The organism is Legionella erythra (assembly GCF_001467615.1).
GTDB lineage: Bacteria > Pseudomonadota > Gammaproteobacteria > Legionellales > Legionellaceae > Legionella_C > Legionella_C erythra.
Genome location: NZ_LNYA01000024.1, coordinates 334,883 through 359,674 on the forward strand (window position 1 = coordinate 334,883; position 24,792 = coordinate 359,674).

Sequence of the window (24,792 nt, forward strand, 5' to 3'; positions counted from 1 at the left end):
TCGAGAAAAAATCTTTTGAGAACAAGGGTTTTTTGGAGGTTAAACCCGATTATTTTTAAAAAATAAAATCAGCAGCGGTTGACATTCAGCCCTGAAAATTATCCCATTATTCAATACCTCTGTGATGCTGATTGAAGTAAGGAATGCTCATGGCATTGAAACGAACGTTATCGCTTACCCTGGTCTCTTTTTATGGTTTGGGAACTATTCTTGGTGCCGGGATTTATGCCTTAATTGGTGAAGTCGCCAAAGAGGCCGGTCATTTCACGCCCTTTTCCTTTATTATTGCATCGATTCTCGCCTTGTTCACCGCCTTTTCGTATGCTGAATTAAGCGCCCGCTTTCCGCAAAGCGCAGGCTCGGCGCTTTATGTACGGCAAGCCTTTAAAAAAGCGTGGTTATCGGGATTAATCGGCTGGCTGGTGGTGTTCACCGGGGTTACATCTGCCGCGACAATTGCGCTAGGGTTTGCCAGTTATTTCACTTTGTTAGTTCCGATTCCTTCCATCATCAGCGTCAGCGTGCTGGTGCTGGTGCTGGGAGCTCTGACACTCTGGGGTATCCGTGAATCAGCCACGGTAATCATGATCATGACTCTAATTGAAATCAGCGGCCTGCTGCTGATTATTTTTTATGGCCGTCATGCGTTTACCGCCATCGAAAGCAGCCATTGGACATGGCCTGCCTCCATGCAGGGTGTTCTTGTCGGCGCTTTCATTGCTTTTTATGCCTACATTGGTTTTGAAGACATGGTCAATACATCTGAGGAAACCATTAACCCTGAAAAAAATTTGCCCACGGGTATTTTTATTGCCCTGGGTGGGGCGATGATTTTATACCTGCTGGTAGCGACCGTTGTCATTATGACCTTACCCAACCATCTCTTGACCCAAAGCAGCATGCCGCTTATCGATATCATCACCTACCAGGGGCACTCGCCATTACTTTTTACCTTCATTGCCCTCATTGCGATTATGAACGGGATCCTCGTGCAGATTATCATGGCCTCACGGCTTATCTATGGCATGGCAAAACAGAATAACGCGCCAACTATTTTCGCGCGCGTATATGAAAAAACGCACACACCGGTTTACGCCACAGTTTTGGTGGTGGCGATTATTCTGTTGTTTTCCTATGCCTTGCCAATCGCAACGCTGGCTAAATTAACCAGCACCGTTATTCTGTGCATTTTTATGGTGGTTCATGCGTCGCTGATTAAAATTAAGCTCACCGAGCGGCAAAAACCTGCTTTTTTTACTGTACCGCTTGTTATTCCAATATTCGCTATTGTGCTAACACTGGGTTTTTTAGGCATGCAACTCTGGATAGCCAGTTAGGGCACTACCTGGTTTCACTGATTTGTATTTGACCAGCAATTGCCGGCGAATGAACCGATCCATGAACTATTCAAGAATCAGGTTAACTCTTCGGTATTGATTGCCGATAAAAAGCCAATCCACAACCAAGTTCCAATATTGCTTCAGAAAGATTAAATACTGAACATTTATGGTATAGTATCGCTTCTTTAAAATTCAGGTTTTTTGAATACATGTTAACCAACAGTGACGATTCAGACGATGATCTCGATTCAATGCCAGCCGATCTGCCCTCGCTAATACAAACCAGTGTCGCTCAAACATCATGGGAAGGGATTATTTCTTATGTGGCGAAAACAGGGAATTACCTTGCTTATCAACTGACTATACGGTATGCGATCGGACAATCGGCACACCCATTTATCCAGGCCGCCCTGAAATACAGTGAGGTGATGGGTCATCTAAACTATCATGAACTTACAGATTGGCTCATTACCCAGCCCCCCCTTTTTCGTACCGAATTCATTGTGGTTGCAATTGCATCCGGGGCTCGGGAACATCCATTTATAGATATTATCAGGACTGGAATAAAGCGTTATTTTAAAGCGCTTATGACCAATGATGACGAAGACATCCCAAAGCCCTCATCTGCTACAGTTGCCGCATTACACGATCCTCGCCTGGAATATACCCGATTCCACTTCCTTAGAGACTGGATTCATGCATTTAGTGCTTGTTATGGGGCAGCTGTTCATAAAGAGAGAATGGCAAGCGCTTTTTTTAATCATTTAAGCATTAACGAAGACAATGCGGTTAAAATACTCAGTGACATATCGTCGTCCCAAGACTTATCAGAATCCGATAAATCGAAAGTGAGCGAAGAATTTTTAAAAAGGTATTCCCTTACTCCTGAGCAAATTATTTCAATCGTGAACATTATCGGTGCATCGTCAGCCAATTTGTGCCGACAGCTTTTGGTACAATTGACTAAAGAAGTACCCGGAAATCCCCATTATCAATTAATGCTCGAATTCCTTAATACCCCTCTGGAAAAACGCTTTGATTTTATATTAAAAAATCCCCCTCTTCTGAATATCGATAATTCGGATATACCAGAAGGTTATCAAATGTATGCAATGGGATCTTTGAGTTTAGAGCAAAGAAAGGAACTCTTTGCGAAATGCATCACCCATGAATTTCCCTTTTTTATATCAATCATGCAATACCTGTTTTCTTACGATAAACCTGGAGATGAAACGCTACTCACTGATTACCTGAAAGCTAAGCATTTGCCATTAATGACCAAAATGCTGGACTATATTGTAGAATTCAGAAACAGCTTCCATGATCTGGCGGGAATTATCGGATTGGTATTAAGAAGAACGGATTATCAATTTCAGGCTGATGATGTATTTTACCCCCTGCTTCTTTTGTTTAAAGGTAACCATGAAGACAGTATTGAAGTAGTACTCAGTCACCCCGCTATACTCAATTTGTTAAAAAGCTATTACAAATTATCTGGCGATAATTATTTTAGCGTTGAAGAAAGAGATACACTCATGCCGCGTGTTGTGGCCTGGTATATGGCTAAAAATATTAACCAGTGCAGAGAGTTGTTTTTTAGTCTTACACCAGAGCAACAAGACAAGGTGCGCAGCCTGAGTTTTATCCCCCAATTTATTGAGGATAGTCAACCTCGATTAAGCGCTTATGCATTTCAGAGGGGCTATTGGGATTTTTTGGCAAAAGACACGTTCAACAGTCGATTCATTCGGTTTGGATTTTCATCGGTTCCTGAGGTTACAGCACCGCAACATTGGAAAAAACCAGGCGTATTAGCCGTATTAAAACAATACCAACGCCACTTGACCCATCAATTTTCAGAAAAGCAGGCTGAGAGACTACCATTTGCCGTAATCAGTGAAGAAGCTCGCAAACTGGCACCAAAGATGGCCATGAATTACCAAACATTGCCCTTACTTCTACAACATCAAACTTCTCCTGAAAGCGCCAGGGCAATATTTAAGGATGGCACACTGAAATTGCCGCTGCATGTTCTGGGCCATGCTCTATTTGGGAAAGCGACAAGGGGAATAGAGCGAATTGGCAAACCCCAATTATCGCCCAAAGATATGGGTTTTTCCTTTTTTGTCCGTCTACCTGATTTGGAAGATAAACAAACTCGCATTACAACGTTCAGACCCGGCATTCCGCCAACCCGCCTGGTATTTAATCTAGGCGAGTTATTAAAGTTAAACCCTCAAATCAAATCAGTAGTGATTGGCCCCTATAATGATTTTGATCAAACAAAAACACTTAAACTGAATGATGATTATACGATTGAGTCCCATCCTGACCGCTATTTAGAATCAACGAATATGCGAAAAATCACACTCGACTCGCCAGGAAACGCTTCACTTTGTATCTACACGGCCCTGTTTGAGCGTGTGATTGATCAGTTTCTGACCGCTCCTCCAGACGCATTAAAGCAAGCTGTTATCGATAGATTAATAAATCCCAAAACAGTTCAGGATTATAAACTCGCAATTGATTTAATCAATTTATTGCACTTGGAATGGCTTGTCCCGGGGGATATACCGCTTCATTTAGCTTATGTTGACCTGATTGAATACGAAGGGAATACGTATCCATTGGCTGAATTAAGAGAAGTAATTAACAACCAAACGGAAGCAGACAGTTTGGCAGCAATCAAGGCCATTAACCATCTGCAACCTTTCCCTTTTGTTCTTGAGGAACTTTTATTCATTGCTAAAGCACGCGGTTTTAAACAAGTGACAGCAGCAATACAGCCTCCAAAAAAATCCGATTCCATTGTTTATTATCCGCCTGAACTGTATCAAATCGAAGCAGTTGCTGAATTAATTCTCGAAGAATTTAGCGGCCAAGTCTATCTGCATCTAGAGGGCAATACTGTTATTCTTCATTGTACTTTAATTGACAATAGTAATAAGAATGGCGTTCATCATGCCGAAATGTCTAAATTACATACCGCATTGAAGTTAGCCAATTTTAATGACAAAAGCGCGTTGGACATTCGATTAGGAGAGACGGTTAGGCTGCCCTTTGGCGGTGAGAACGATCAGTTTGCCTCACTGGAGGCGATCAGGGATGCGCTGATTTGTTATGAGTTAACTACCCTTCTTGTTTCTCAGCAAAACTGGGAATTTTACCTGGAAAATAATGGCAGTTTTCATCCCAAAACCGGTAAGGGGGCTACCAATGGGAAGAATGGTTTATTAACGCATCGATTATTTTTTGATAATCAGCCCGCTACAATTGATGCCGCCTATATTGATAAAACAACTTTGGTTATATCTTGCAGCCTGCCTCACGCGCTACCAATCATAGCCAAGAGGATACGTGATACCCTCAATATCCCGCAAACCCAGATTCAAATGGGTGCGAATCAGCTAATGCTTATAATGCAACCAACAACCCTTATCGCAAAACTTCGCCAAGCTGCAGTGTGTTACGAAGGTCTGAATGTGATTGACGAGAAAGGTAGATTACTCATGGCTCATCGCCATAATAAGGGACTTGCTTCTGCAGGTGGCCACCATGGCGATAAGTATAGTCGTCTGAGCATAGCCTATGGGTTAAAATCGGAGTTTAACCTGGTATTTAAAACCCCTGAGAAGGTTGCGAATGATGTGCTCTTGCTTGCAGTTGAAAAACCTAAAACAGGTCTATACATAATCCACGGCAGCGCCTTACTCACAGACACATTTCGTGCCGACCCTGAAGAATTTATTGCAGGTTCCGAGGTTGCTCTAAGTCTCATCGAAATGCGCGGAAAACTCATTTATGATGTTATGCCTCTGGAAAAATTGTGTTCTTATTATTTGCATCAATTAGAAGAATTTATCTCTAACGAATTTCCAGAAAGCAAGGGCCGTTTAGAATTTAAAATCAACACGGAATATACTACACAACTGGGTGCCCATCGGTATAAAGTGCCAGAAAAAAAATTCGGCCAAATCACTCTTTCACTTCCTGATTCGACACAACTTTCTCAAGCATTGGAAAATACTTTACAAGGCTTCGAAGTGGTTGCTGGTCACGGAAAAAGACGGTTTGTAATCAATGAAAACCCGTTTACTTTGATGCAACTAATTGCGTCCGAACTGAATCATGATTCATCCGAACAATTACGCATGAGGGGGTAGTTTGGAATGTTTCCGCCCCACAATTATCGATATAATCAAATTGAATAATCATGAGTAAAGGCACCAAAAGACAGGTCAGGGTCAGACCTTGCCTTTTACTTAACAGTCCATGAGCCTGTTATTGATGGTACAGCTTCCATCCCACTGAGCGGTGCAGATTTGCGGGCAGGTTGGGAGACGTTGAGTTTTAAAAAAGTGGAGTGGACTTAACAGTCCATGAGCCTGTTATTGATGGTACAGCTTCCATCCCACTGAGCGGTGCAGATTTGCGGGCAGGTTGGGAGACGTTGAGTTTTAAAAAAGCGGAGTGGACTTAACAGCCCATGAGCCTGTTATTGATGGTACAGCTTCCATTCCACTGAGCGGTGCAGATTTGCGGGCAGGTTGGGAGAAGTTGAGTTTTAAAAAAGCGGAGTGGACTTAACAGTCCATGAGCATTTTTTAAAACTCAACTTCTCTCAAGATGCCCCAAAGATGCCCGCTCAGGCGAGTTTGGCGTAGGCTTTTTGGATATACCCATCCTGGGAGAGCATGACCGCCAGCGGTCTTGTGGTTTCAAAATGGGCAAAAATAATCATCATCATCACGGTTATGGGGACGGATAGAAACATGCCAAGCACGCCCCAGATTGCACCCCAAAGCGCCAGGGCAAACAGAATCACCAGAGGGCTTAGATTTAGGGATTTGCTTAAAAAGCGCGGCTCGACCAGATTGCCGATGATGAATTGAATGGTGACTATCCCTGACGTAATGATCGCAAAGGGCAGCCAGCTATCGAATTGAATGAGGGCTAAAAGCGCCGGGAAGGCGGTCGCAATGATGGCGCCGATATTGGGAATGAAATTCAGGAAGAAAATCAGCAGGGCCCAGAATTCCGCAAAATCAAGCCCAACCAGCTTCATAATGATCCAACTGGCAACGGCTGTAATAATGCTCAGTAAGGTTTTTAAACCGAGGTACGTTTGGGTGTCTTTGACAATATGGGAAATAATGTTATTCACCAACTCGCGATGGTTATTCTGCGAGAGGATGGCGGCCAGTTTCTGGTTAAAATAATGCTGCTCAACAAATAAAAAGGCCACATAGAGCGCAATCAGCACGGCAGAGCCCATCAGTGTACTGAATACACCGTAAACATTAACTAAAAAACCCTGGACACTGATTCCTTTAATGAATGCATCCAGATTCGCCAGAATTTTAACATTGAACTGGCGATCGAGTTTTTTAAAGATATTCTGCAGGTTTTCCTGATAGCGCGAAGATGCCTCAATGACGTCATTGACATTGTTTGTAATAATGTCGATTAATATTTTGCCAAGCAACACCACCACGAGAATTGATAAAATCCGGCTTAGCCAGCTGGGGCAGCGACCACGCCAGAGAGGGACATTCTGAATATAATTATTCACTGTATTCAACAAATGCCAGATAAAAATGGCAATCACCAGGGGAATAATCAGACTGCGCCCGACAATCAGCAGGTAGCCGACAATCCAGACTGAAACAAGTATGGCAGCAAAGGTAATTGCGCGGTTCATTGCTTGGGCTCCTCCACCAAAAGCGCTACACTCCCTGGGTATATTCCTGTTATGATTTGTCTTATTATGACGAATCAAAGCTTGCTTTCACAATCCTGTCAAACCTTAGCCGGCATAGGGCCTGCCTTGGCAGCCAAACTGGCGCGCTGCGGTATTCACACCGTCGCCGATTTACTTTTTCATTTGCCTTTTCGCTATCAGGACAGGACCCGAATTACGCCAATCCAGGATGTGCGCGTCAATGATTACTGTGTCATAGCCGGACGCGTTTGTAAAACAGAAATCAAATACGGCAAAAAAATGATGCTGTATTGTTATATTGAAGACAAAACCGGCGTGTTGCGTCTGCGTTTTTTTCATTTCAACAAACCGCAGTTGAAAGCTATGAATGACAGTGCCTGGCTTCGCGCATTTGGTGAAATCCGGGTGTTCGGCAATCAGTATGAAATGATTCATCCGGAATACCAACTGCTTAAAAGTGAGCATGATTGCACCGTTGAAGAGCACTTAACACCCATTTATCCCGCTACACAGGGCCTAAGCCAATCGCGTCTGCGTCAGTTGGCTGAAACCGCCCTTGCTTCCTGTGGGGACGAGTTAAACGCGCTGGAGTGGATGTCTGATGACGACCTGGCTCGCTATCAGCTAGTCCCCTATGATAAGGCCATGCCGCTGCTGCATCGCCCGCCCCCCGATATTTCACTTGAAACCCTGGAGAATGGCTCGCATCCCGCTTTAAAACGTCTGATCTTTGATGAACTTCTGGCCCAACGGGTCAGTATGCAATTTGCGAGACTGCATCGCGGCAGACTGATTGCTCCATCCATTTCCGGTGAGTCATCCCGTGTTGCGCTGTTTTTAAAAGCGCTGCCTTTTGCCCTGACCGACGCGCAGAAGCGGGTTATGGCAGAAATCCATAGCGATTTAAACCAGCCGCGCCCGATGCTGCGTTTAATCCAGGGCGATGTCGGCTCCGGTAAAACGGTGGTGGCGGCTTTAGCCGCACTGCAAGCCATTGATGCCGGTTATCAGGTGGCTTTTATGGCGCCAACTGAATTGTTAAGTGAACAGCATGCCAAGAACCTTCGCGCCTGGTTTACACCGCTCGGTATTTCCTGCGTGCAGTTAACCGGTAGTATGAAAAGCAGTCAGCGACGTGAGGCACTTGCCCAATTGGCACAGAACGAATGCGGAATTGCCATTGGCACGCACGCGCTTTTTCAAGAGGGGGTCATGTTTGCCCGCCTGGGCCTGGTTATTATTGATGAGCAACATCGATTCGGTGTCGAGCAACGCTTATTGCTGCAGCAGAAAGGGCAACAGCAAAACCTGATGCCTCATCAATTATTGATGACGGCCACCCCCATTCCAAGAACCCTGGCCATGACCCGATTCGCTCATCTTGACCTATCCGTCATCGATGAATTGCCTCCTGGGCGAACACCGGTTACGACTGCGGTCATTAATCAGGAAAAACGCGAAACCGTCATTGCCAGGCTTCAGTCAGCCATAGCTGAAGGCCGGCAGGCTTACTGGGTTTTTACGCTGATTGAAGAATCGGAAACATTGCAATGCATGGCAGCTACAGAAACAGCAAAAATTCTGCAGGACCAATTGCCCGGCGTACGCGTCGGTCTGGTTCATGGCCGCATGAAACCGGTTGAAAAAGAAGCCACCATGGCGGCCTTTAAACAAGGCGAACTCGATTTACTGGTCGCCACAACAGTGATTGAAGTGGGTGTTGACGTCCCCAATGCCAGCTTAATGGTTATTGAAAATGCAGAACGCCTGGGGCTTTCGCAATTGCATCAATTACGCGGCCGCGTCGGGCGTGGCAGTACGCAATCCCATTGCCTGTTGCTCTATCAAGCCCCTCTTTCTGCAACTGGATCAGAACGTTTGCGTATTATGCGGGCGACCACCGATGGCTTCCTTATTGCCGAAAAAGATCTGGAATTACGCGGCGGCGGGGAGATTCTGGGTGCCCGTCAAGCGGGTTATCAGGCGTTTAAACTGGCTGATCTTAATCGGGATAAGGACTTACTGCCTTTGATTGCAAAAGCAGCAAACGAGCTGGTTGCTCGCTCCCCTCAAATGGCACGGACCGTGGCCCGTCGCTGGTTGGGGGAGTTTGAACAATTTTTGCAAGGGTAGGCTTTTCTAGGGTACCATGGCATTGGACTCTATGGCGTAATCCTGGTTATAACATGGGCGCATCGCCTTGGGTGTTTTTTCCTTGCAATAGATGCGATTTAAGTTGCGGCTATCGTTTTTCTCACCATCCAGGCTTACCTGATACGCGGGCATCTCATAAATATGCAACGTACAACTGAAGCCTGTACCCAAGCCTTTCCGGCGTTTCAGTTGATGGACAAACGTATCTTTTAACGTATCGCGATTGGTATGAAAGCGGTAGCGATCGCTGCGGGCTGTGAGTTTAGCCTTTTCTTCATCGCCAGGTTCATAATATTTTTCAGACACGGCATCACTAAGAACCGTCACCGTACCCTGATAAAGGTGATCATGAATGCTGGTTTTCTGACGGGGAGCCAGAACAAAAAGCCAGATTGAGAAAGGATTTTCGCTATCAGGGTTATCGTAGAGCATATAGCGGCCGATGCCTTGCCCCGTTAACACATCGGCATTAGCCGGCGTATAAATTGAATAGTCTATTACCAGTTCCCCCTGCAGCAATAACACGGGTATTAATTCAGAAACCGTCGTGTAGGTTACTGATTCCAGTGTATTGATGGCGTTTTTGAGTACCTCACCATTTAATTGATGGATCCTGTCCATTTCAGATTTCATGTCTCTCCTTATTTGACTGGGTAAATTTTTTTAATCTTTGAGCCATAAAATTATACATCAATCACTATGCTCGTAAAAATAGTTAAAAAAACAGGAGTCAAGACTGTTTTTTCATTTTTTCTTTGTTTAAGATAGCTGATGCTATACCCCCACCCAATGCAAATGCTCTGTGGATAACTCTACTGCCTTTCTTTATGTCGCTTTTGTTTGTTCGTTGACTATTCATGCAATGATGCAGATTGGGCAAGGCTTATGGCAGCTTTTTACCGTCAAACCCTTTTTCTTTTTATCCACAAAATCTGTGGATAATCCTGTGTATAGGGTGTCGAAGACCTTGATAATTAAATGAGTTAACCGCATGCTTAGGATATTATCAATCCGCTTGTCCGTTCCCAGTAAAAGGATGAATCATGCTCAACTATGATCGGTACTGGCAGGCTAAACGCGTCACCCTAATCGGTGCATTGGTTAATGCCCTGCTTGGGGTCATCAAACTGATTGGCGGGGCGATTTTTCATTCGCATGCCCTGGTTGCCGACGGGATTCACTCCTTGTCCGATTTAATCACTGATATCATGGTGCTTTTTGCTTCCAAATACGGAAGCCTTGGCGCCGATACCACCCACCCTTACGGCCATCAGCGCATCGAGACGGCAGCCACCTTATTGTTAGCCCTGCTGCTGGTTCTCGCCGGAGCCGGCATTGCCTGGGACGCCGTCAATGAACTGATGCATCCTGATAACGCCATCCCGGGCAGTATTGCCTTGTTCATAGCCCTGTTTTCAATCCTGGCGAATGAATTGCTTTTCCACTATACCCGTCATATCGGCGAATTAATTGAATCACCGTTGATTATCGCCAATGCCTGGCATCATCGTTCCGATGCCGCGTCTTCAGTGGTGGTCACGCTCGGTCTGCTCGGTAGCCTGTGGGGATGGACTTACCTTGATGCGGTAGCCGCAATTATCGTCGGTTTTATGATCATTAAAATGGGCATTGCCTATGGCTTAAACAGCGTCAAAGAACTGGTTGACACGGCGGTCGATGCGGACATGCTGGCTAAAATTGAAAAAAATATTCAGCAGGTGCATGGGGTAAAAAAAATTCATCAGCTTCGCAGCCGCCTGATGGGCGGCGACATATTCATTGACGTGCATGTGCTGGTTGATCCATTTATATCAGTATCTGAAGGCCACTACATTGCTCAACACGTGCATCATGCTTTAATGAAACAATTGCCTCGCGTGAAGGATGTTACTGTACACATTGACCCGGAAGACGATGAAATCTCTTGCCCCTCCGTCCACTTGCGTAATCGCTGGCAATTAGAAAGAGAGCTGCTTAAACCCTGGCAAATGGCTTATCCGGACATTAAAGAATGGAGGCTTCATTATTTGGATGGACGCCTGATTATTGACTTGATGATGGATAACACAGCTGCCGAGCAACCCGCGCTTTCAGACACCCTGCGAACGGCATTGGTAAGCCATCCTGAAATAAAAGAAATCAGAGTATTACTCTATCATGAGGTAATTGCTTATGAATCGACCTGAAATCGTCATTCTTGACGCCAAACCGTTAATGAATGATGGATTAAATTTTGATCGCCTGCTTCCCCTCGGTAATCTGACCGTGTATGACAAAACAGCCGATCATGACATCATTGAACGCGCACGGCATGCAACGATTATCATCACCAATAAAGTCAAATTGAATGACTGGCATTTCGAACGCCTGCCTCATCTGCGTTATATCGGTGAAACAGCCACCGGCGTCGACAATATCGAGGTGGCCGCTGCTAAAAAACGCGGCATTGTGGTTACCAATGTACCCGATTACAGCACCGACAGTGTCGCCCAGCATGTCATGGCCCTACTGCTTGCCTGCACTAACCACGTGGAAATCCACGCTCAATCGGTAGCTGGCGGGGCATGGCAACAGCAGCCATATTTTGCTTATTGGCTGCGACCTGTCACGGAATTAGCCGGTATGACGCTTGGAACGCTGGGATTTGGCAAAGTTGCACAACGTTTAGCGCAAATGGCGCGGGCTTTCGGCATGCGGGTCATAGCCCACAAACCCACCCCTTTTGACGACAGCGCGGTCAACTGGGTCAGTTTTGACGCATTACTTCAGGAAAGCGATGTATTAAGCCTGCATTGCCCTTTAACTCCCGCGACGCGGCACATCATCAATCAGGACACGCTCGTTAAGATGAAACCAGGCAGTATTCTCATCAATACCGGCCGTGGCGGTCTGGTGGATGAGCCGGCCTTAGCCTTTGCCCTGCAAGAGAATCACCTCGCTGCCGCCTGCCTTGATGTACTCAATCAGGAGCCGCCCCAGGCCGATAATCCCCTGACCAGGCTTCCCAACTGCATGATTACACCTCATATAGCCTGGGCAAGCCTTGCTGCAAGAAAACGCTTGCTAAATACGGTCTGTGAAAATATTATTCATTTCCTTAATCAAAAACCCATCAATGCGGTTTAAGCCCAGTAGAGGAATGGTATTACAATGGATGCAGGCACTACGTTAAAACTGCTCTTTGCTCTGATAATCTTTGTGGTTATTCTTCTGGCCGGCTGGCTTCCTTTCAAACGAAAAAGCAAGGACGATCACATTGATTTTCCCATCGGCGAAACCTTAGCCACCGGGATTTTCCTGGGGGCGGCATTAATGCACATGCTGCCGGAAGCGAATTCATTGTTTCAGGCCATGGGATATCATTATCCCTTTGCCTACATCATTGCCGGCCTTGTATTCCTGTTTTTTCTCTGGTTTGAACATCTGGGGAAAGAATTGTATCAACACCATCACAGCAATCATCCGGCGTTTGCGATTTTAGCCTGGGCCATGTTATCCATTCACTCACTCATGCTGGGTGCTGCTTTAGGATTGAATCACAACAATTCGTTCGTGATTATGCTGTTTTTGGCCATTATAACCCATAAATGGGCCGAGAGTTTCGCCATTGCCGTGCAATTGAATAAAAGCTCGTTGACGTTTAACAAAAGCCTGTTATTTTTTCTAAGCTTCAGTTTAATGACGCCGGTAGGGATTTTCTTTGGCTGGTATTTCGGTCATGGGGTTGAGACCAACTCGCTGATTGATCCCATCCTGATTGCCGCCTCGGCAGGTACGTTTCTTTATCTGGGTACCCTGCATGGCCTTGAAAAATGCGTCATGGTGGAGCGATGCTGCAATTTAGGTGATTTCAGCTTCGTGATTATTGGATTTTTACTCATGGCGTCGGTGGCTGCCTATGTCTGAATTGCTCACGCAACAACCTTTGATCCTGGCGTCGTCTTCTATGCCTCGGCAGCAATTGCTGCTGTCATTGGGATTACAATTTACCACCATCCCCTCGCATTGCAACGAAGCACAACTCAAACAGATGGCTTCCCCAACAACCCACACCGAACTGGCAGCGACGCTTGCAGCCAGCAAGGCCCTGATTGTCAGCGAGGATAATCCCGAGCATTTTGTCATTGCCGCCGATCAGCTTTGCGTCCTCGGAAATACCCTGTTTGACAAACCGGAGCATCATGACGGTGCTGTCTCGCAATTGCGCAAATTAAGGGGTAAAACGCATCAACAAATCGCTGCCTGCTGCATTGCCAAAGAAGGTGAAATTCTCTGGGCGACCCAGGATGTTGCTTTTTTAACCATGCGAAACCTAAGCGATCGAGCCATTGAAGCCTATCTGCTGACCGATAAACCTTATCAAAGCTGCGGGGCTTATCATTACGAAGGCCGGGGTAAATGGTTATTCAGTGAGGTCAAGGGCAGCGACAGTACTATTCTGGGTTTACCTGTACAACCCTTGATTAACGCTCTGCTGCAGCACCGCATCGTCACGTTTTAGACCAATCTAATCGGTACACTTCTTGCAGGGTCAAGCTATACTTTTACAAACATGGACGTTTGGGAGCCGCTCAATGGTGCAAAAGCCTAGTAAAAAAAATCACTCACCCCATCATAAAAGTGCCCTTTGCCTGATTAACCAACCTGAAAAAACCACAGGCAGCAAGCAAACCTATGAACGCATTGCCTGCGTTTTCCAAGGCGGCGGCGCCTTAGGCGCTTATCAGGTCGGTGCTTTCAAGGCCATTCATGAGCGGGGTTACAACCCCAATTTCCTAGCCGGTGTATCCATTGGTGCGATCAACAGCGCCATCATTGCCGGGAATGCCAGAGAGCAACAGGTGGATAAACTAATGGAATTTTGGGAAACCATCGTGCCTAAATTATGGTTTGACGGGCTGGTTAATTTTCAGGACGTGGAATACATCCACCACATGTACAATCAAATGGGGGCCTGGCATTCTGTTTTTAACGGACTGGAAGGTTTTTTTACACCCCGTTTATTCCCCCCGCACATCTTGTCCAAAGACACGCCGGACTACCTCAGTTATTACGATACGACGCCTTTGCAAACCACCCTGGAAAAAGTCATTGATTTTGATCGCATTAATGATAAAAAAGTGACCCTCTGTCTTGGTGCGGTCAATATTACCTCCGGCGAAATGGAATTTTTCAATAACCAGAAGATGGACATCACCCCCGCACATGTCATGGCGAGCGGCGCCCTGCCGCCAGGGTTTCCCGCCATTAAAATTGGCGAGGATTATTTTTGGGACGGCGGTATCTATGCCAATACCCCGCTGGTGACTGTTCTCGATGCCCTGCCCGAACAGGATACCCTCTGTTTTGTCGTGGATTGTTTCAGTCTCAAGGGGCGTCTGCCGCAAACCATGGATCAACTGGAAGAACGGCAAAAAGATATCCGCTACGCCAGTCACTCACGCCGCCTGACCAACGTATACACCAGCCGGCAGAATTTACAGGCGGCGATTGAATACCTGGGCCGTAAACTGCCTGAATCCGTTAAACAGGATCCTGAAGTGCAGAAAATTTTAAACCTGGGGCATAGCAAACGATTCAGTGTTGTTCATATTATATACAGCGGCACCCCTTATTCACATTCATTTAAAGATTATAATTTTTCACGGGCAGCCATCGATTTTCGTTTAAGGACGGGGTATCACAACGCCATCGACGTGCTGAATAATCCAGAATGGGAGAATAAATCGAACAAAACCTTAGCCTGTTCGATTTATGGGGTTACACCGGATTATTTCGATCAGCATTGATTCAGGCAAGTCCATGGGCTACAGCTGCGCCAGGACTTCCTGAAGATGCTTCACGGCAATGACGTCCATTGGCAGGGCTTGTTTTGGCGCGTTGGCAAACGGGATGATGGCGCGCTTAAATCCATGCTTGGCGGCTTCACGCAAACGTTCCTGGCCGCTTTGCACCGGCCGTATCTCACCCGCTAACCCGACTTCGCCAAAGACAATGGTTTCGCGATCGACTGGCCGGTTGCGTAGACTCGAAACCACGGCCGACAACAGGGCCAGATCACTACCGGTTTCAGTTACCTTGACGCCGCCAACCACATTGATAAAGACATCCTGATCAAAGGTCGCCACGCCGCCATGACGATGCAGTACCGCCAGCAAAATGGCCAGGCGATTGTGCTCAAGACCAGCCGTGATACGCTTGGCCTGTTGGCCATGGGCCTCATCCACCAGTGCCTGAACTTCAACCAGCATGGGACGCGACCCTTCCCAGGTCACCATGACCGCACTGCCCGGGGTTGTTTCCGGTTGCCGCGATAAAAAAATAGCCGAGGGATTGGCCACTTCTTTTAACCCGCGATCGGTCATGGCAAAAATACCAAGCTCGTTGACCGCGCCAAAACGGTTTTTAATAGCGCGTATAACGCGGAAACGGCTATCGCTCTGTCCTTCAAAATAAAGAACCGTATCGACCATATGCTCCAATACCCGGGGTCCCGCTAATGCGCCTTCTTTGGTGACATGCCCGACTAAAAACACAGCGGTATTGGTCATTTTGGCAAAGCGTACCAATTGCGCGGCCGATTCACGAACCTGACTCACACCACCCGGTGCAGAACTGATAGCATCAGTAAAAATAGTCTGCACAGAATCCACCACCAGAATGCGGGGTATTTCCTTTTTGGCGTGGTCAATGATGGTTTCAACCTGCGTTTCGGCCAAAAGGCGTAAACCGGCCAGAGGCAATTGCAGACGCCGTGCCCGCATGGCAACCTGCTGCAGGGATTCCTCACCCGTGACATAAAGCACCTTGTGCTCTTGCGACAAATTAGCCAGCGTCTGGATAAGCAGGGTGGATTTGCCAATGCCCGGATCGCCGCCGATTAGTACCACCGACCCATCCACCAATCCCCCGCCCAATACCCGATTCAATTCCGATAAACCACAATCCATGCGGATTTCGGTATGCAGAACCACCTCGTCCACGGCCGTGACAGCCGAACGCTGATTGGCATAATGACCCAGCCTGCCGGTACGCGCACCGGACGAGAGGCTTTCTTCCGTCACTCCATTCCAGACACCGCACTGGGCGCATTGCCCAGCCCATTGTGAGAACACCGCCCCACAGTGATTGCATACAAATCGGGTTTTTGTTTTCATGGCGTGAAAAAACCTAAAAGGTGGTAAATTTTTTGTATTCTTTCTCAAGTGGTGTAAATTAGCAAATCAGGTCATCGGAAAAAGTAACCATGAGCAAGACAAGTTTTGAATGGGCTGTCGTTGGCGCCGGACCTGCCGGCATTGCTGCTGTAGGTAAATTGCTAGACCATGGCATAAAGCCGGCGAGTATTTTATGGTTAGACCCCCGGTTTAGTGTGGGCGATCTTGGGCAGTTGTGGTCCAATGTGTCCAGCAATACCAGCGTCAAACGGTTTATCGATTTCTTAAAGGATGCCGCCTCTTTCCGTTACAATGACGCCCCTGACTTTCGCTTGAATCAGTTGCCTCCAGAGTCGACCTGTACCTTAAATTGCATTGTTGAACCCCTGCAATGGATTAGCGATCACCTGCGCCGCGATGTGCATGCTGTGCAGGCTACCATCCATACCATGGCCCTGACCCAGCGAACCTGGTTTCTAAAAAGCGACAGCGAATCGTTTAAAGCAAAAAATGTGATTCTCGCCACCGGCGCTGTGCCGTCAAGCCTCAATCATGCCGGCGTCGCTGTCATGCCCTTTGAGATCGCCATCGATAAACAAAAACTCGCCGCCGTGGTCAACAAGAATCATGTTTACGGCGTCTTTGGCTCCTCTCATTCCGCCATCATTGTCGTGCGCCACCTGGTGGAACTTAAGGTACGAAAAATCATTAATTTTTATCGCTCCCCCTGCCGCTATGCCGTGGAAATGGGTGACTGGATCCTTTTCGATAATACGGGACTCAAAGGTGAAACAGCAGCCTGGGCCCGGGAGCACATTGATGGCACACTGCCTGCCAATCTGGTGCGCTACAATACCAGCGAACCCAACATTGCCCGCTACCTGCCCGAATGCGATCAGGTGGTTTATGCCGTTGGATTCTCACGGCGAAAAAATTTAGTCATTGGCGATTATGAGCAGGCACCCTACAACCCCCATGTTGGTATTATTGGCCCTGGCCTGTTTGGGTTAGGTATCGCCTTCCCTGAGCACAAGGCTGATCCTTACGGCAGTGTCGAATCACAGGTTGGATTATGGAAATTCATGGTGTATTTAAACAAGGTGCTGCCCGCCTGGTTTAAATACCCGGCTTAAAACGCTGCCTGTGCTGTTGTGCTGTTGTGATGTGGACTTGCCGCCGCGATTTCCAAGCCAACCCGTTGAAACTTTAAGCTAACAAGCTATACTCCTTCTTTTGCCCCAAAGGTTTGCTCATGACACAACCGGTGCAGTTTGAACAATCAATCAGCGAGCTGGAAGCCATTGTCCAACAGCTTGAAAAAGGGGAACTATCCCTGGAAGAGTCGCTTAAACAGTTTGAAAAAGGCATTGCATTGGCCCGTCAATGCCAGGACGTGCTGACGCAGGCTGAACAAAAAATTGAAATGCTGACCAGCCATCATTTAATTTCAGTCGATGATGCCACCGATGAACAATGAAATCATAGAACACTATGCCCACCGGCATGACGCATACCTTAAGCAATTGCTGGCGGACTATGACATCGCCGCCCCCCGTCTGAAAGAAGCCATTACCTATGCCCTGTTTCCCGGCGGAAAACGGTTACGACCGGTACTGGTGTATCTGATTGGTCAATTGGTCAACATCAACCCGGCATGCCTTGATGTCCTGGCTGCCGCGATCGAACTCACCCATGCCTACTCGTTGATTCATGATGATTTACCAGCCATGGACGATGATGACATGCGCCGCGGAAAGCCAAGCTGCCATAAAGCCTTTGACGAGGCAACTGCCATATTGGCGGGCGATGGCCTGCAGGGGATGGCAGTTGAAATTCTATTGACTAAACTGCCGGCGTATCTGCCGGCCCCCCAGGTGATTGCAGTGGCCGACACCCTGACCAAAGCCAGCGGGGTAGCCGGCATGGTCAGCGGTCAATGCCTTGATCTCAGTGAATTAAGCCAGGGCCAGGTTGATGAAGCACGCCTGCGCTTCATTCATTCACTCAAAACCGGGCAACTCATCCTGGCCTGTGCGAACATGCCTCTGGCGGCTGCGGCAAATGTTAAACCTGACGCGGCTAATGCCCTTCGTGATTTCGCAAGCCATCTCGGTCTGGTTTTTCAGATGCAGGATGATTACCTTGATCAGTACGCGGAGGAAACCCACGGGAAAGGCCGGGCTTCGGATTTGGAAAACCAGAAAGTGACCTACGCCGCTCTTCACAGTAAGCCTAAGTTAGAGGCGTTAGTTAAACACCATTATTCCTTAGCCATTTCGTCCCTTAACCCTTTCGGCGGGGAAGCAGATGAATTGAGGCAGTTGACTGAATCCCTTCTGCAGCGTCGATAGCGAAGCCATTCTATACCCAGAAATCATGATAACAGGTATACTCTTTTCTTCATTTTGAATAAGGAATCTTCATGCCGCATCAATCAGGAACCGCCTTCTCCGCCGCTGCTGATAATGCTCAGCAGGATGGCCGATTGCGGCAGGCGCAATTAAAAATGCTCGACATGCTCAAAATTGTCGATGCCATTTGTCAGCAGCATGAACTCGATTACTGGCTGGAAGGAGGAACACTGCTGGGCGCCGTTCGCCATCAGGGTTTTATCCCCTGGGATGATGACATGGATATTTCCATGACCCGCCAAAGCTATGAAAAATTCCTGCGCATTGCCCCTTCGCTGCTTCCAAAACACGTGTGGCTGCAAACAGCTGAGACCGACAAAGGCTATTATAATCTGGCTGTCCCTTTAAAGATTCGCGACAAAGACAGCCGTTTTATAGAATGGCATGAACGGGGCGATGAACCCTATCAACAGGGTATATTCATCGATGTGTTTGTTTACGATCACATGCCAGCCAACCCGGTTAAAAGAAAACTCTACAAATGGCTTGCCAAAAAAACCGTGCGCCTAAGCCGTCATAAATATTGCCATGTCCCTCTCGGGGGCCATGCACGCCTTTATGAAGTGCTGGGACAGTTTTTCCCCAAACGGATGCTTGACGCCCTGCTTCAGGGGATTATTCAGAGAGCCAATGCCGATAAAAGCCCCTATTTAGGGTATGGCTTTGACTGCGTGAACAGTAATCTTTTACCATTAACTGCCATCTACCCTTTAAAGCGTGCCCGTTTTGAATCGGCAGAATTTAATATTATTAATCAGGCCGAAGCGATATTGACACAACTCTATGGCGACTACCTGACGCCGCCACCGATACATGAACAAATCATGAAGCATTGTCGGGAATTGATTCCCCACCTTGATCGCCCAAAAGACGTAATGGAGTAAACAAATGAATATCAAACTGGTGATTTTTGACTTGGATGGCGTGCTGGTTGACTCCCGCGAGCATCACTTTGTCGCTTTAAATCGCGCCCTGGCAGAAGTGGATGAGCGTTATGTCATCAGTAAAAAAGATCACCTGCAATTGTTTGACGGCTTAAGTACGCAACGCAAGCTTGAATTATTGAGCGCGGAACGCGGGCTGGATGTCAATCTCCATGAATCCATCTGGCAAAAAAAACAAGCTCTCACGTTTCAGGTCATTGACGACATGCTTGAACCTGATCCACAGATTACTGCCTTATTTCAGCGGCTTAAAGCGGATGGTTTAAAGATTTATGTCTGCTCCAACTCCATTCGTGAAACCATTAAACTGGTTCTGCTGAAAATGGGCCTTATGCAATACGTCGATTATTTTATTTCCAATCAGGACGTCTTGTCGGCCAAACCCCATCCGGAAATGTATTGGCTTGCGATGATGAAGGAAAAAGTACTGCCCAAGGAAACCTTGATTGTCGAAGATTCCTATGTCGGGCGCACAGCGGCGTTGTCATCGGGAGCGAACCTCTGCGCGGTAAAAAGCCCGGCGGAAGTGTCTATCAGTAAAATTTATCAGGACATGCAGCGCCGCGTGCAATCAGCCAAGTGGCATGATGACAGTCTGAATGTGGTTATTCCCATGTCGGGCGCCGGCAGCCGTTTTGTCAATGCCGGTTTTACTTTTCCAAAACCGCTTATCAGTATCGGCGATAAACCGATGATTCAGCTGGCTGTGGAAAATCTTAATGTTCAGGCCAACTTCATCTTTATCGTCAGGCGTGACCATTATGAAGCATATCATTTGGAGTCCTTGCTTAAAATTATTGCCCCCGGCTGCAAAATCATCATCACTGAAGGCATTACTGAAGGCGCCTGCTGCAGCACCCTGCTGGCTGCTGACCACATTGACAATGACGCGCCGCTGTTGATTGCCAATTCGGATCAATACGTGGAATGGGAAAGCGGCGCCTTTTTCCATGCGATGAACGCACCGCATGTCGATGGTGGTATACTCACATTCGAAAGTACTCACCCCAAATGGAGCTATATCCGCGTGGATGAATTGGGCAATGTCACTCAGCTCCGGGAAAAGGAAGTCATTTCCAATCAGGCCACCGTCGGCATTTATTATTGGACCCGCGGCAAGGATTATGTCCGTCATGCCAGGCAGATGATTGCCAAGAATATCCGTGTCAATCAGGAGTTTTATGTGGCACCGGTGTATAACGAAGGCATCGCTCAAGGCATGAAATTTAAAGCCTATGCAGTGGACGCCATGTGGGGATTGGGTACTCCGGAAGATTTACAGCACTTCCTGATTCATCATCCCGGTATCGGCAAGGATTCCCGTTTTGTTCCATCATTGCCTGCCTCAACGGCAGCAATGCCTGTTTAGAGAGATTATGATGACGTTTATCAGTTCTGCCAAGCTCATTAGTCTGGCTTATTCGTTGGGGCTTTTTATTTTTGGTTATTTTCTGGCCAAAAAAATCAGTCACTTTGTTGCCATACCCATTGCTCAACGTTTTTCACGTCATCATGCGCAATTGGTTAGCCGTGCTACATTTTACTTAATTTTTATTATGTTCTTTGTGACCGGCCTGCAGCATCTTGGTTTTAATTTAAGTGTATTATTAGGTGCTGCCGGGGTTTTCACGGTGGCTGTGAGTTTTGCGTCGCAAACGGCCGCCTCCAATTTAATCAGCGGCATTTTTCTGCTGTTTGAACGCCCCTTTAAGGTCGGCGACAGCATTGAAGTCAAAACAATTCGCGGAACCGTGGAGTCCATTGATCTCCTTTCGTCCAAAATACGCACAGCTGACAATACCTTAGTCCGCATCCCCAACGAATCCATGATGAAATCAGAAATTTTCAACTTAAGTTATTTTCTGACCCGTCGGATCGATGTGCTTTTAGGCGTCAGTTACCAATGCAACATTGAACAGGTCAAATCACTGCTTAAATCAGTGGCTGAAACCTGCGACACCGTTCTTAGAGAACCGGAACCGGTCGTTATCATTGACAATTTTGCCGATTACGCGGTGCAATTAAAATTGATGGTCTGGGCTAAAAATGGCGATTTGCAAACCATAAAAAACAGCCTGCAGGAAAAAATTAAATCGGCATTTGATGCAAATGGCATTGAAATGCCTGTTCAACAGGTTACCATCCACCAGGTAGAAGTCGAAAAGGAATAAGTTATGACCGCAGCACTGCTTGCCACTGGCGACGAAATCGTGATCGGCGATACCCTGAATACCAACAGCCAGCAAATTGCTCATGCCCTGCATGCCGAAGGTTTGGAATTGGGTCTGCACATGACTTGCGGTGATGATGAAATGGCAATTTATCAATCCTTAACTTACCTTGCCAGTCACCATGATATTATTCTGATTACCGGAGGCTTAGGCCCAACCTCTGACGACCGCACCCGTTACGCGCTAGCCCGCCTCCTCAGCGTCAACCTGGAAAAATTTCCCCAGGCTCTTCAGCACATTGAGGCCCGCTTACGTCACACCGCCTTGAGCCTTACTTCCGGCAACCAGCAACAGGCTCTTTTCCCACCCGGTGCGACACTGCTGCCCAATCCCAATGGCACAGCCATGGGCTGCTATTGTTATTGGCAAAACAAATTGCTGGTTCTTCTGCCTGGCCCGCCGCGAGAATGTTTACCCATGTTCAACCAGCATGTGTTGCCTCTATTGCAGGCTTCAAGGCATACGGATAAAACGCTGTTAAAATGGCGTGTCTTTGGTGTGGCCGAAAGCCAAATTGCCCAGCAAATTGATGATGCCCTGCTAGCGCTTGATTGTGAAACCGGTTATCGCCTTGAAACCCCGTATGTGGAATGCAAAGTGCGATGCCATGCATCCCTCATTGACAAGGTAAGGGGTATTGTCGATCCCATCGTCGCGCCGCATATCATTGCAACAACCGAGAAAAAAGCATCCGAAGCCCTGCGAGAGCTCATCATTGCACAGGGAGTACACCTTTCCATTCAGGATGAGGCAACGGGTGGTGTACTGCAGCGTCTTTTACAGCAGCCTGAGAATTACCATTTACTGACATTCAACAGCCAGACACCACAGCCGCTGCATTTTCGATTAACCGGTTTGGAGGAATACTGGCAACAGCAGAGTACAGGCGCCACAACCGAAGTCAGAATTACCTACACATCGCTCAAAAAACAAGGCGAAGAATGCCGCGAGTTACCTTATCGCAGCCCGTTAGTCGTCCACATCGCCGCGGAGTGGCTGAGTTTCCGCCTCTTTCATCTCATCAATGAGTTGCATGAGGTCGTAACATAGTTGCTGCGTGCCCTCCGCTTTAATGGCTGAGATGGTGTACACTTTACCTTGCCAATCCAGACCTTTTACGAGGTTGTCGACAGCCTGCTGCCTTGCTTCTTCATCGGGGAGCATGTCGATTTTATTGAGAACCAACCAACGGGGTTTATGAACCAGCTCGGGATCATATTCCGCCAATTCATTAATGATCGCTTTGGCTGAGACAACTGGATCACTGCCATCCAGCGGCGCAATATCCACCACATGGAGCAAAATGCAGGTCCGTGACAAATGCTTTAAAAAACGATGGCCAAGCCCCGCGCCCTCCGCGGCGCCTTCTATCAGGCCAGGGATATCCGCCATGACAAAACTCTTGTGGGAAGAAACATCCACCACACCCAGACCTGGATGCAGTGTGGTAAACGGATAATCGGCGACCTTAGGCTTAGCGCTGGAAACCGCGCGAATCAAGGTGGATTTGCCCGCATTGGGAAGACCCAGGAGGCCAACATCAGCCAGAACACGTAATTCCAGACGTAAGTGGCGCGCTTCACCCGGAGTACCCTGTGTTGTCTGTCTGGGTGCGCGATTCACGCTGCTTTTAAACCGGGTATTACCCAAGCCATGAAAACCGCCTTGGGCGATGAGCAGGCGATCGCCTGCGTGTTTGATATCGCCGATTAATTCGTGGGTATCGATGTCAAAAACCATGGTGCCCACAGGGACTTTAATGATTAAATCATCCCCCTTTTTACCCGTACAGTTACCCCCCATTCCCGGCTGACCATTCTGCGCCTTGTAGTGGCGTTGATAGCGAAAATCCACCAGGGTATTCAAATCTGATGTCGCCTCAAGAAACACGCTGCCGCCATCGCCGCCATCACCGCCATCGGGACCACCTTTGGGGACGAATTTTTCACGCCGGAAACTTAAGCAGCCATGGCCGCCATTTCCTGCTTCTACTTTAATGATTGCTTCGTCGACAAATTTCATGGGACATCATCTCTTGAACGAAAAAAGCCCCGATGAACGGGGCTGGATCACGGCTTCAATTGTCAAACCAGACAGGCTGATTTTCAATAAAAGCAGTGCTGATTAATTTTCTACCGCAACGATTTTGACAAATTTGCGGTTTTTAGCGCCGCGAATGATGAATTCCACGCGTCCACCGACTAAAGCATACAGCGTATGGTCACGGCCACAGCCTACGCCCTCACCCGCATGGAAACGAGTTCCGCGTTGACGAACGAGGATTTCACCTGCATTGACCAGTTGTCCGCCATAACGCTTGACGCCAAGATACTTAGGATTCGAGTCGCGGCCGTTACGTGTACTACCGCCTGCTTTTTTATGAGCCATTAGTTTCCCCTCTTACTTGCTAATCGCAGTAATTTTGACCTGCGTATAATATTGTCGATGACCCATTTGCTTCATGTGGTGCTTACGACGACGAAACTTGATAATTTTGACTTTCTTGTGGCGACCGTGATCAAGCACTTCCGCTTTAACAACTGCTTTTTTTACCAGTGGCGCGCCATAAGTAAACTTATCGCCGTCAGCGAGCATCAACACGTCAGCGAAACTGATTTCACTACCGACATCGCCAGGCAGCATTTCCAGCTTAAGAATGTCACCCTCTTTGACGCGGTATTGCTTACCGCCGGTCTTGATTACCGCATACATAACTATATCTCCACTGGCCTTTTTGGCTTTCACAAGTTCAACAAAGTTGCATATTCTATGAAATTAACGCGACGACTTCAAGTTGATTTTAAATTATTGTATACTACGCCGCCCCATCCTG

Annotated in this window: 21 protein-coding genes; 15 read left to right on the forward strand and 6 right to left on the reverse strand. The window is 47.4% G+C overall.

What is annotated here, in order from left to right; translation table 11 throughout:
• The first annotated feature begins 149 nt into the window (after positions 1-149).
• Positions 150-1,337, forward strand: coding sequence for an APC family permease (locus Lery_RS08400; protein WP_058526795.1), 1,188 nt, complete (start codon positions 150-152; stop codon positions 1,335-1,337).
• A gap of 212 nt (positions 1,338-1,549) precedes the next feature.
• Positions 1,550-5,503, forward strand: a complete 3,954-nt coding sequence (locus Lery_RS08405; protein WP_058526796.1) for a hypothetical protein — start codon at positions 1,550-1,552, stop codon at positions 5,501-5,503.
• Positions 5,504-5,985: 482 nt separating this feature from the next.
• Here Lery_RS08405 and Lery_RS08410 read toward each other — a convergent pair whose 3' ends face one another.
• Entirely contained in the window at positions 5,986-7,041 is a 1,056-nt protein-coding gene (locus tag Lery_RS08410) for an AI-2E family transporter (protein ID WP_058526797.1), read from the reverse strand.
• Positions 7,042-7,122: 81 nt separating this feature from the next.
• Here Lery_RS08410 and recG point away from each other — a divergent pair, with 81 nt between their 5' ends.
• A complete protein-coding gene (gene recG, locus Lery_RS08415; RefSeq protein ID WP_058526862.1) occupies positions 7,123-9,195 on the forward strand; it encodes an ATP-dependent DNA helicase RecG in 2,073 nt (690 codons plus the stop codon).
• Positions 9,196-9,201: 6 nt separating this feature from the next.
• On the opposite strand, the gene Lery_RS08420 is transcribed toward recG, so the two are convergent.
• Positions 9,202-9,849 (reverse strand): cupin domain-containing protein, encoded by a 648-nt coding sequence (locus Lery_RS08420; protein ID WP_065230271.1) that lies wholly within the window; start codon positions 9,847-9,849, stop codon positions 9,202-9,204.
• Between the two features lie 410 nt (positions 9,850-10,259).
• Here Lery_RS08420 and Lery_RS08425 point away from each other — a divergent pair, with 410 nt between their 5' ends.
• The 5 genes from Lery_RS08425 (at position 10,260) to Lery_RS08445 (ending at position 15,005) form a co-directional block, all read left to right on the forward strand.
• The gene (locus Lery_RS08425; protein WP_058526798.1) at positions 10,260-11,402 is read left to right on the forward strand and encodes a cation diffusion facilitator family transporter; all 1,143 of its coding nucleotides are present in this window, start codon (positions 10,260-10,262) and stop codon (positions 11,400-11,402) included.
• Positions 11,389-12,342, forward strand: a complete 954-nt coding sequence (locus Lery_RS08430) for a D-2-hydroxyacid dehydrogenase (protein WP_058526799.1) — start codon at positions 11,389-11,391, stop codon at positions 12,340-12,342. Before Lery_RS08425 ends, Lery_RS08430 begins: the two co-directional genes overlap by 14 nt.
• Positions 12,343-12,366: 24 nt before the next feature.
• Entirely contained in the window at positions 12,367-13,122 is a 756-nt protein-coding gene (locus Lery_RS08435) for a ZIP family metal transporter (RefSeq protein WP_058526800.1), read from the forward strand.
• Complete coding sequence (locus tag Lery_RS08440; RefSeq protein ID WP_058526801.1) at positions 13,115-13,717, forward strand: Maf family protein; 603 nt, start codon at positions 13,115-13,117, stop codon at positions 13,715-13,717. Before Lery_RS08435 ends, Lery_RS08440 begins: the two co-directional genes overlap by 8 nt.
• A gap of 73 nt (positions 13,718-13,790) precedes the next feature.
• Entirely contained in the window at positions 13,791-15,005 is a 1,215-nt protein-coding gene (locus tag Lery_RS08445; protein WP_058526802.1) for a patatin-like phospholipase family protein, read from the forward strand.
• Between the two features lie 18 nt (positions 15,006-15,023).
• On the opposite strand, the gene radA is transcribed toward Lery_RS08445, so the two are convergent.
• Positions 15,024-16,373 carry a DNA repair protein RadA gene (radA, locus tag Lery_RS08450; protein WP_058526803.1) on the reverse strand — a complete coding sequence of 450 codons (1,350 nt, stop codon included), beginning with the start codon at positions 16,371-16,373 and terminating at the stop codon, positions 15,024-15,026.
• An 89-nt stretch (positions 16,374-16,462) separates the two neighbouring features.
• On the opposite strand from radA, the gene Lery_RS08455 reads away from it, so the two are divergent.
• From Lery_RS08455 to Lery_RS08485, 7 genes are all read left to right on the forward strand, one after another.
• Positions 16,463-17,506, forward strand: a complete 1,044-nt coding sequence (locus Lery_RS08455; RefSeq protein ID WP_058526804.1) for an FAD-dependent oxidoreductase — start codon at positions 16,463-16,465, stop codon at positions 17,504-17,506.
• A 119-nt stretch (positions 17,507-17,625) separates the two neighbouring features.
• Complete coding sequence (locus Lery_RS08460; protein WP_058526805.1) at positions 17,626-17,850, forward strand: exodeoxyribonuclease VII small subunit; 225 nt, start codon at positions 17,626-17,628, stop codon at positions 17,848-17,850.
• Complete coding sequence (locus Lery_RS08465) at positions 17,840-18,724, forward strand: polyprenyl synthetase family protein (RefSeq protein WP_131751169.1); 885 nt, start codon at positions 17,840-17,842, stop codon at positions 18,722-18,724. The genes Lery_RS08460 and Lery_RS08465 overlap by 11 nt, the downstream gene beginning before the upstream one ends.
• A 71-nt stretch (positions 18,725-18,795) precedes the next feature.
• Positions 18,796-19,668, forward strand: coding sequence for a LicD family protein (locus tag Lery_RS08470; RefSeq protein WP_058526806.1), 873 nt, complete (start codon positions 18,796-18,798; stop codon positions 19,666-19,668).
• Between the two features lie 4 nt (positions 19,669-19,672).
• Positions 19,673-21,097 carry an HAD-IA family hydrolase gene (locus Lery_RS14850; protein WP_065230272.1) on the forward strand — a complete coding sequence of 475 codons (1,425 nt, stop codon included), beginning with the start codon at positions 19,673-19,675 and terminating at the stop codon, positions 21,095-21,097.
• Between the two features lie 7 nt (positions 21,098-21,104).
• Positions 21,105-21,899 (forward strand): mechanosensitive ion channel family protein, encoded by a 795-nt coding sequence (locus Lery_RS08480; RefSeq protein WP_058526807.1) that lies wholly within the window; start codon positions 21,105-21,107, stop codon positions 21,897-21,899.
• Between the two features lie 3 nt (positions 21,900-21,902).
• The gene (locus Lery_RS08485) at positions 21,903-23,009 is read left to right on the forward strand and encodes a competence/damage-inducible protein A (protein WP_058526808.1); all 1,107 of its coding nucleotides are present in this window, start codon (positions 21,903-21,905) and stop codon (positions 23,007-23,009) included.
• Here the strand turns inward: Lery_RS08485 and cgtA are convergent.
• The 3 genes from cgtA to rplU form a co-directional block, all read right to left on the reverse strand.
• Complete coding sequence (gene cgtA / locus Lery_RS08490; RefSeq protein WP_058526809.1) at positions 22,929-23,981, reverse strand: Obg family GTPase CgtA; 1,053 nt, start codon at positions 23,979-23,981, stop codon at positions 22,929-22,931. The genes Lery_RS08485 and cgtA overlap by 81 nt on opposite strands.
• Positions 23,982-24,083: 102 nt before the next feature.
• Positions 24,084-24,347: a 50S ribosomal protein L27 gene (gene rpmA, locus Lery_RS08495; protein WP_058526810.1), complete on the reverse strand. Its 264-nt coding sequence runs from the start codon at positions 24,345-24,347 to the stop codon at positions 24,084-24,086.
• Between the two features lie 12 nt (positions 24,348-24,359).
• Positions 24,360-24,671, reverse strand: coding sequence for a 50S ribosomal protein L21 (gene rplU / locus Lery_RS08500; RefSeq protein ID WP_058526811.1), 312 nt, complete (start codon positions 24,669-24,671; stop codon positions 24,360-24,362).
• Positions 24,672-24,792 lie beyond the last annotated feature (121 nt).

What these genes read in the sequence shown, in the direction of transcription:
- Lery_RS08400 (WP_058526795.1), top strand. Translation starts at nt 150, where the DNA reads ATGGCATTGAAACGAACGTTATCGCTTACCCTGGTCTCTTTTTATGGT.
- Lery_RS08405 (WP_058526796.1), top strand. Translation starts at nt 1,550, where the DNA reads ATGTTAACCAACAGTGACGATTCAGACGATGATCTCGATTCAATGCCA.
- Lery_RS08410 (WP_058526797.1), bottom strand. Translation starts at nt 7,041, where the DNA reads ATGAACCGCGCAATTACCTTTGCTGCCATACTTGTTTCAGTCTGGATT.
- Lery_RS08420 (WP_065230271.1), bottom strand. Translation starts at nt 9,849, where the DNA reads ATGAAATCTGAAATGGACAGGATCCATCAATTAAATGGTGAGGTACTC.
- Lery_RS08425 (WP_058526798.1), top strand. Translation starts at nt 10,260, where the DNA reads ATGCTCAACTATGATCGGTACTGGCAGGCTAAACGCGTCACCCTAATC.
- Lery_RS08430 (WP_058526799.1), top strand. Translation starts at nt 11,389, where the DNA reads ATGAATCGACCTGAAATCGTCATTCTTGACGCCAAACCGTTAATGAAT.
- Lery_RS08435 (WP_058526800.1), top strand. Translation starts at nt 12,367, where the DNA reads ATGGATGCAGGCACTACGTTAAAACTGCTCTTTGCTCTGATAATCTTT.
- Lery_RS08440 (WP_058526801.1), top strand. Translation starts at nt 13,115, where the DNA reads ATGTCTGAATTGCTCACGCAACAACCTTTGATCCTGGCGTCGTCTTCT.
- Lery_RS08445 (WP_058526802.1), top strand. Translation starts at nt 13,791, where the DNA reads ATGGTGCAAAAGCCTAGTAAAAAAAATCACTCACCCCATCATAAAAGT.
- radA (WP_058526803.1), bottom strand. Translation starts at nt 16,373, where the DNA reads ATGAAAACAAAAACCCGATTTGTATGCAATCACTGTGGGGCGGTGTTC.
- Lery_RS08455 (WP_058526804.1), top strand. Translation starts at nt 16,463, where the DNA reads ATGAGCAAGACAAGTTTTGAATGGGCTGTCGTTGGCGCCGGACCTGCC.
- Lery_RS08460 (WP_058526805.1), top strand. Translation starts at nt 17,626, where the DNA reads ATGACACAACCGGTGCAGTTTGAACAATCAATCAGCGAGCTGGAAGCC.
- Lery_RS08465 (WP_131751169.1), top strand. Translation starts at nt 17,840, where the DNA reads ATGAACAATGAAATCATAGAACACTATGCCCACCGGCATGACGCATAC.
- Lery_RS08470 (WP_058526806.1), top strand. Translation starts at nt 18,796, where the DNA reads ATGCCGCATCAATCAGGAACCGCCTTCTCCGCCGCTGCTGATAATGCT.
- Lery_RS14850 (WP_065230272.1), top strand. Translation starts at nt 19,673, where the DNA reads ATGAATATCAAACTGGTGATTTTTGACTTGGATGGCGTGCTGGTTGAC.
- Lery_RS08480 (WP_058526807.1), top strand. Translation starts at nt 21,105, where the DNA reads ATGATGACGTTTATCAGTTCTGCCAAGCTCATTAGTCTGGCTTATTCG.
- Lery_RS08485 (WP_058526808.1), top strand. Translation starts at nt 21,903, where the DNA reads ATGACCGCAGCACTGCTTGCCACTGGCGACGAAATCGTGATCGGCGAT.
- cgtA (WP_058526809.1), bottom strand. Translation starts at nt 23,981, where the DNA reads ATGAAATTTGTCGACGAAGCAATCATTAAAGTAGAAGCAGGAAATGGC.
- rpmA (WP_058526810.1), bottom strand. Translation starts at nt 24,347, where the DNA reads ATGGCTCATAAAAAAGCAGGCGGTAGTACACGTAACGGCCGCGACTCG.
- rplU (WP_058526811.1), bottom strand. Translation starts at nt 24,671, where the DNA reads ATGTATGCGGTAATCAAGACCGGCGGTAAGCAATACCGCGTCAAAGAG.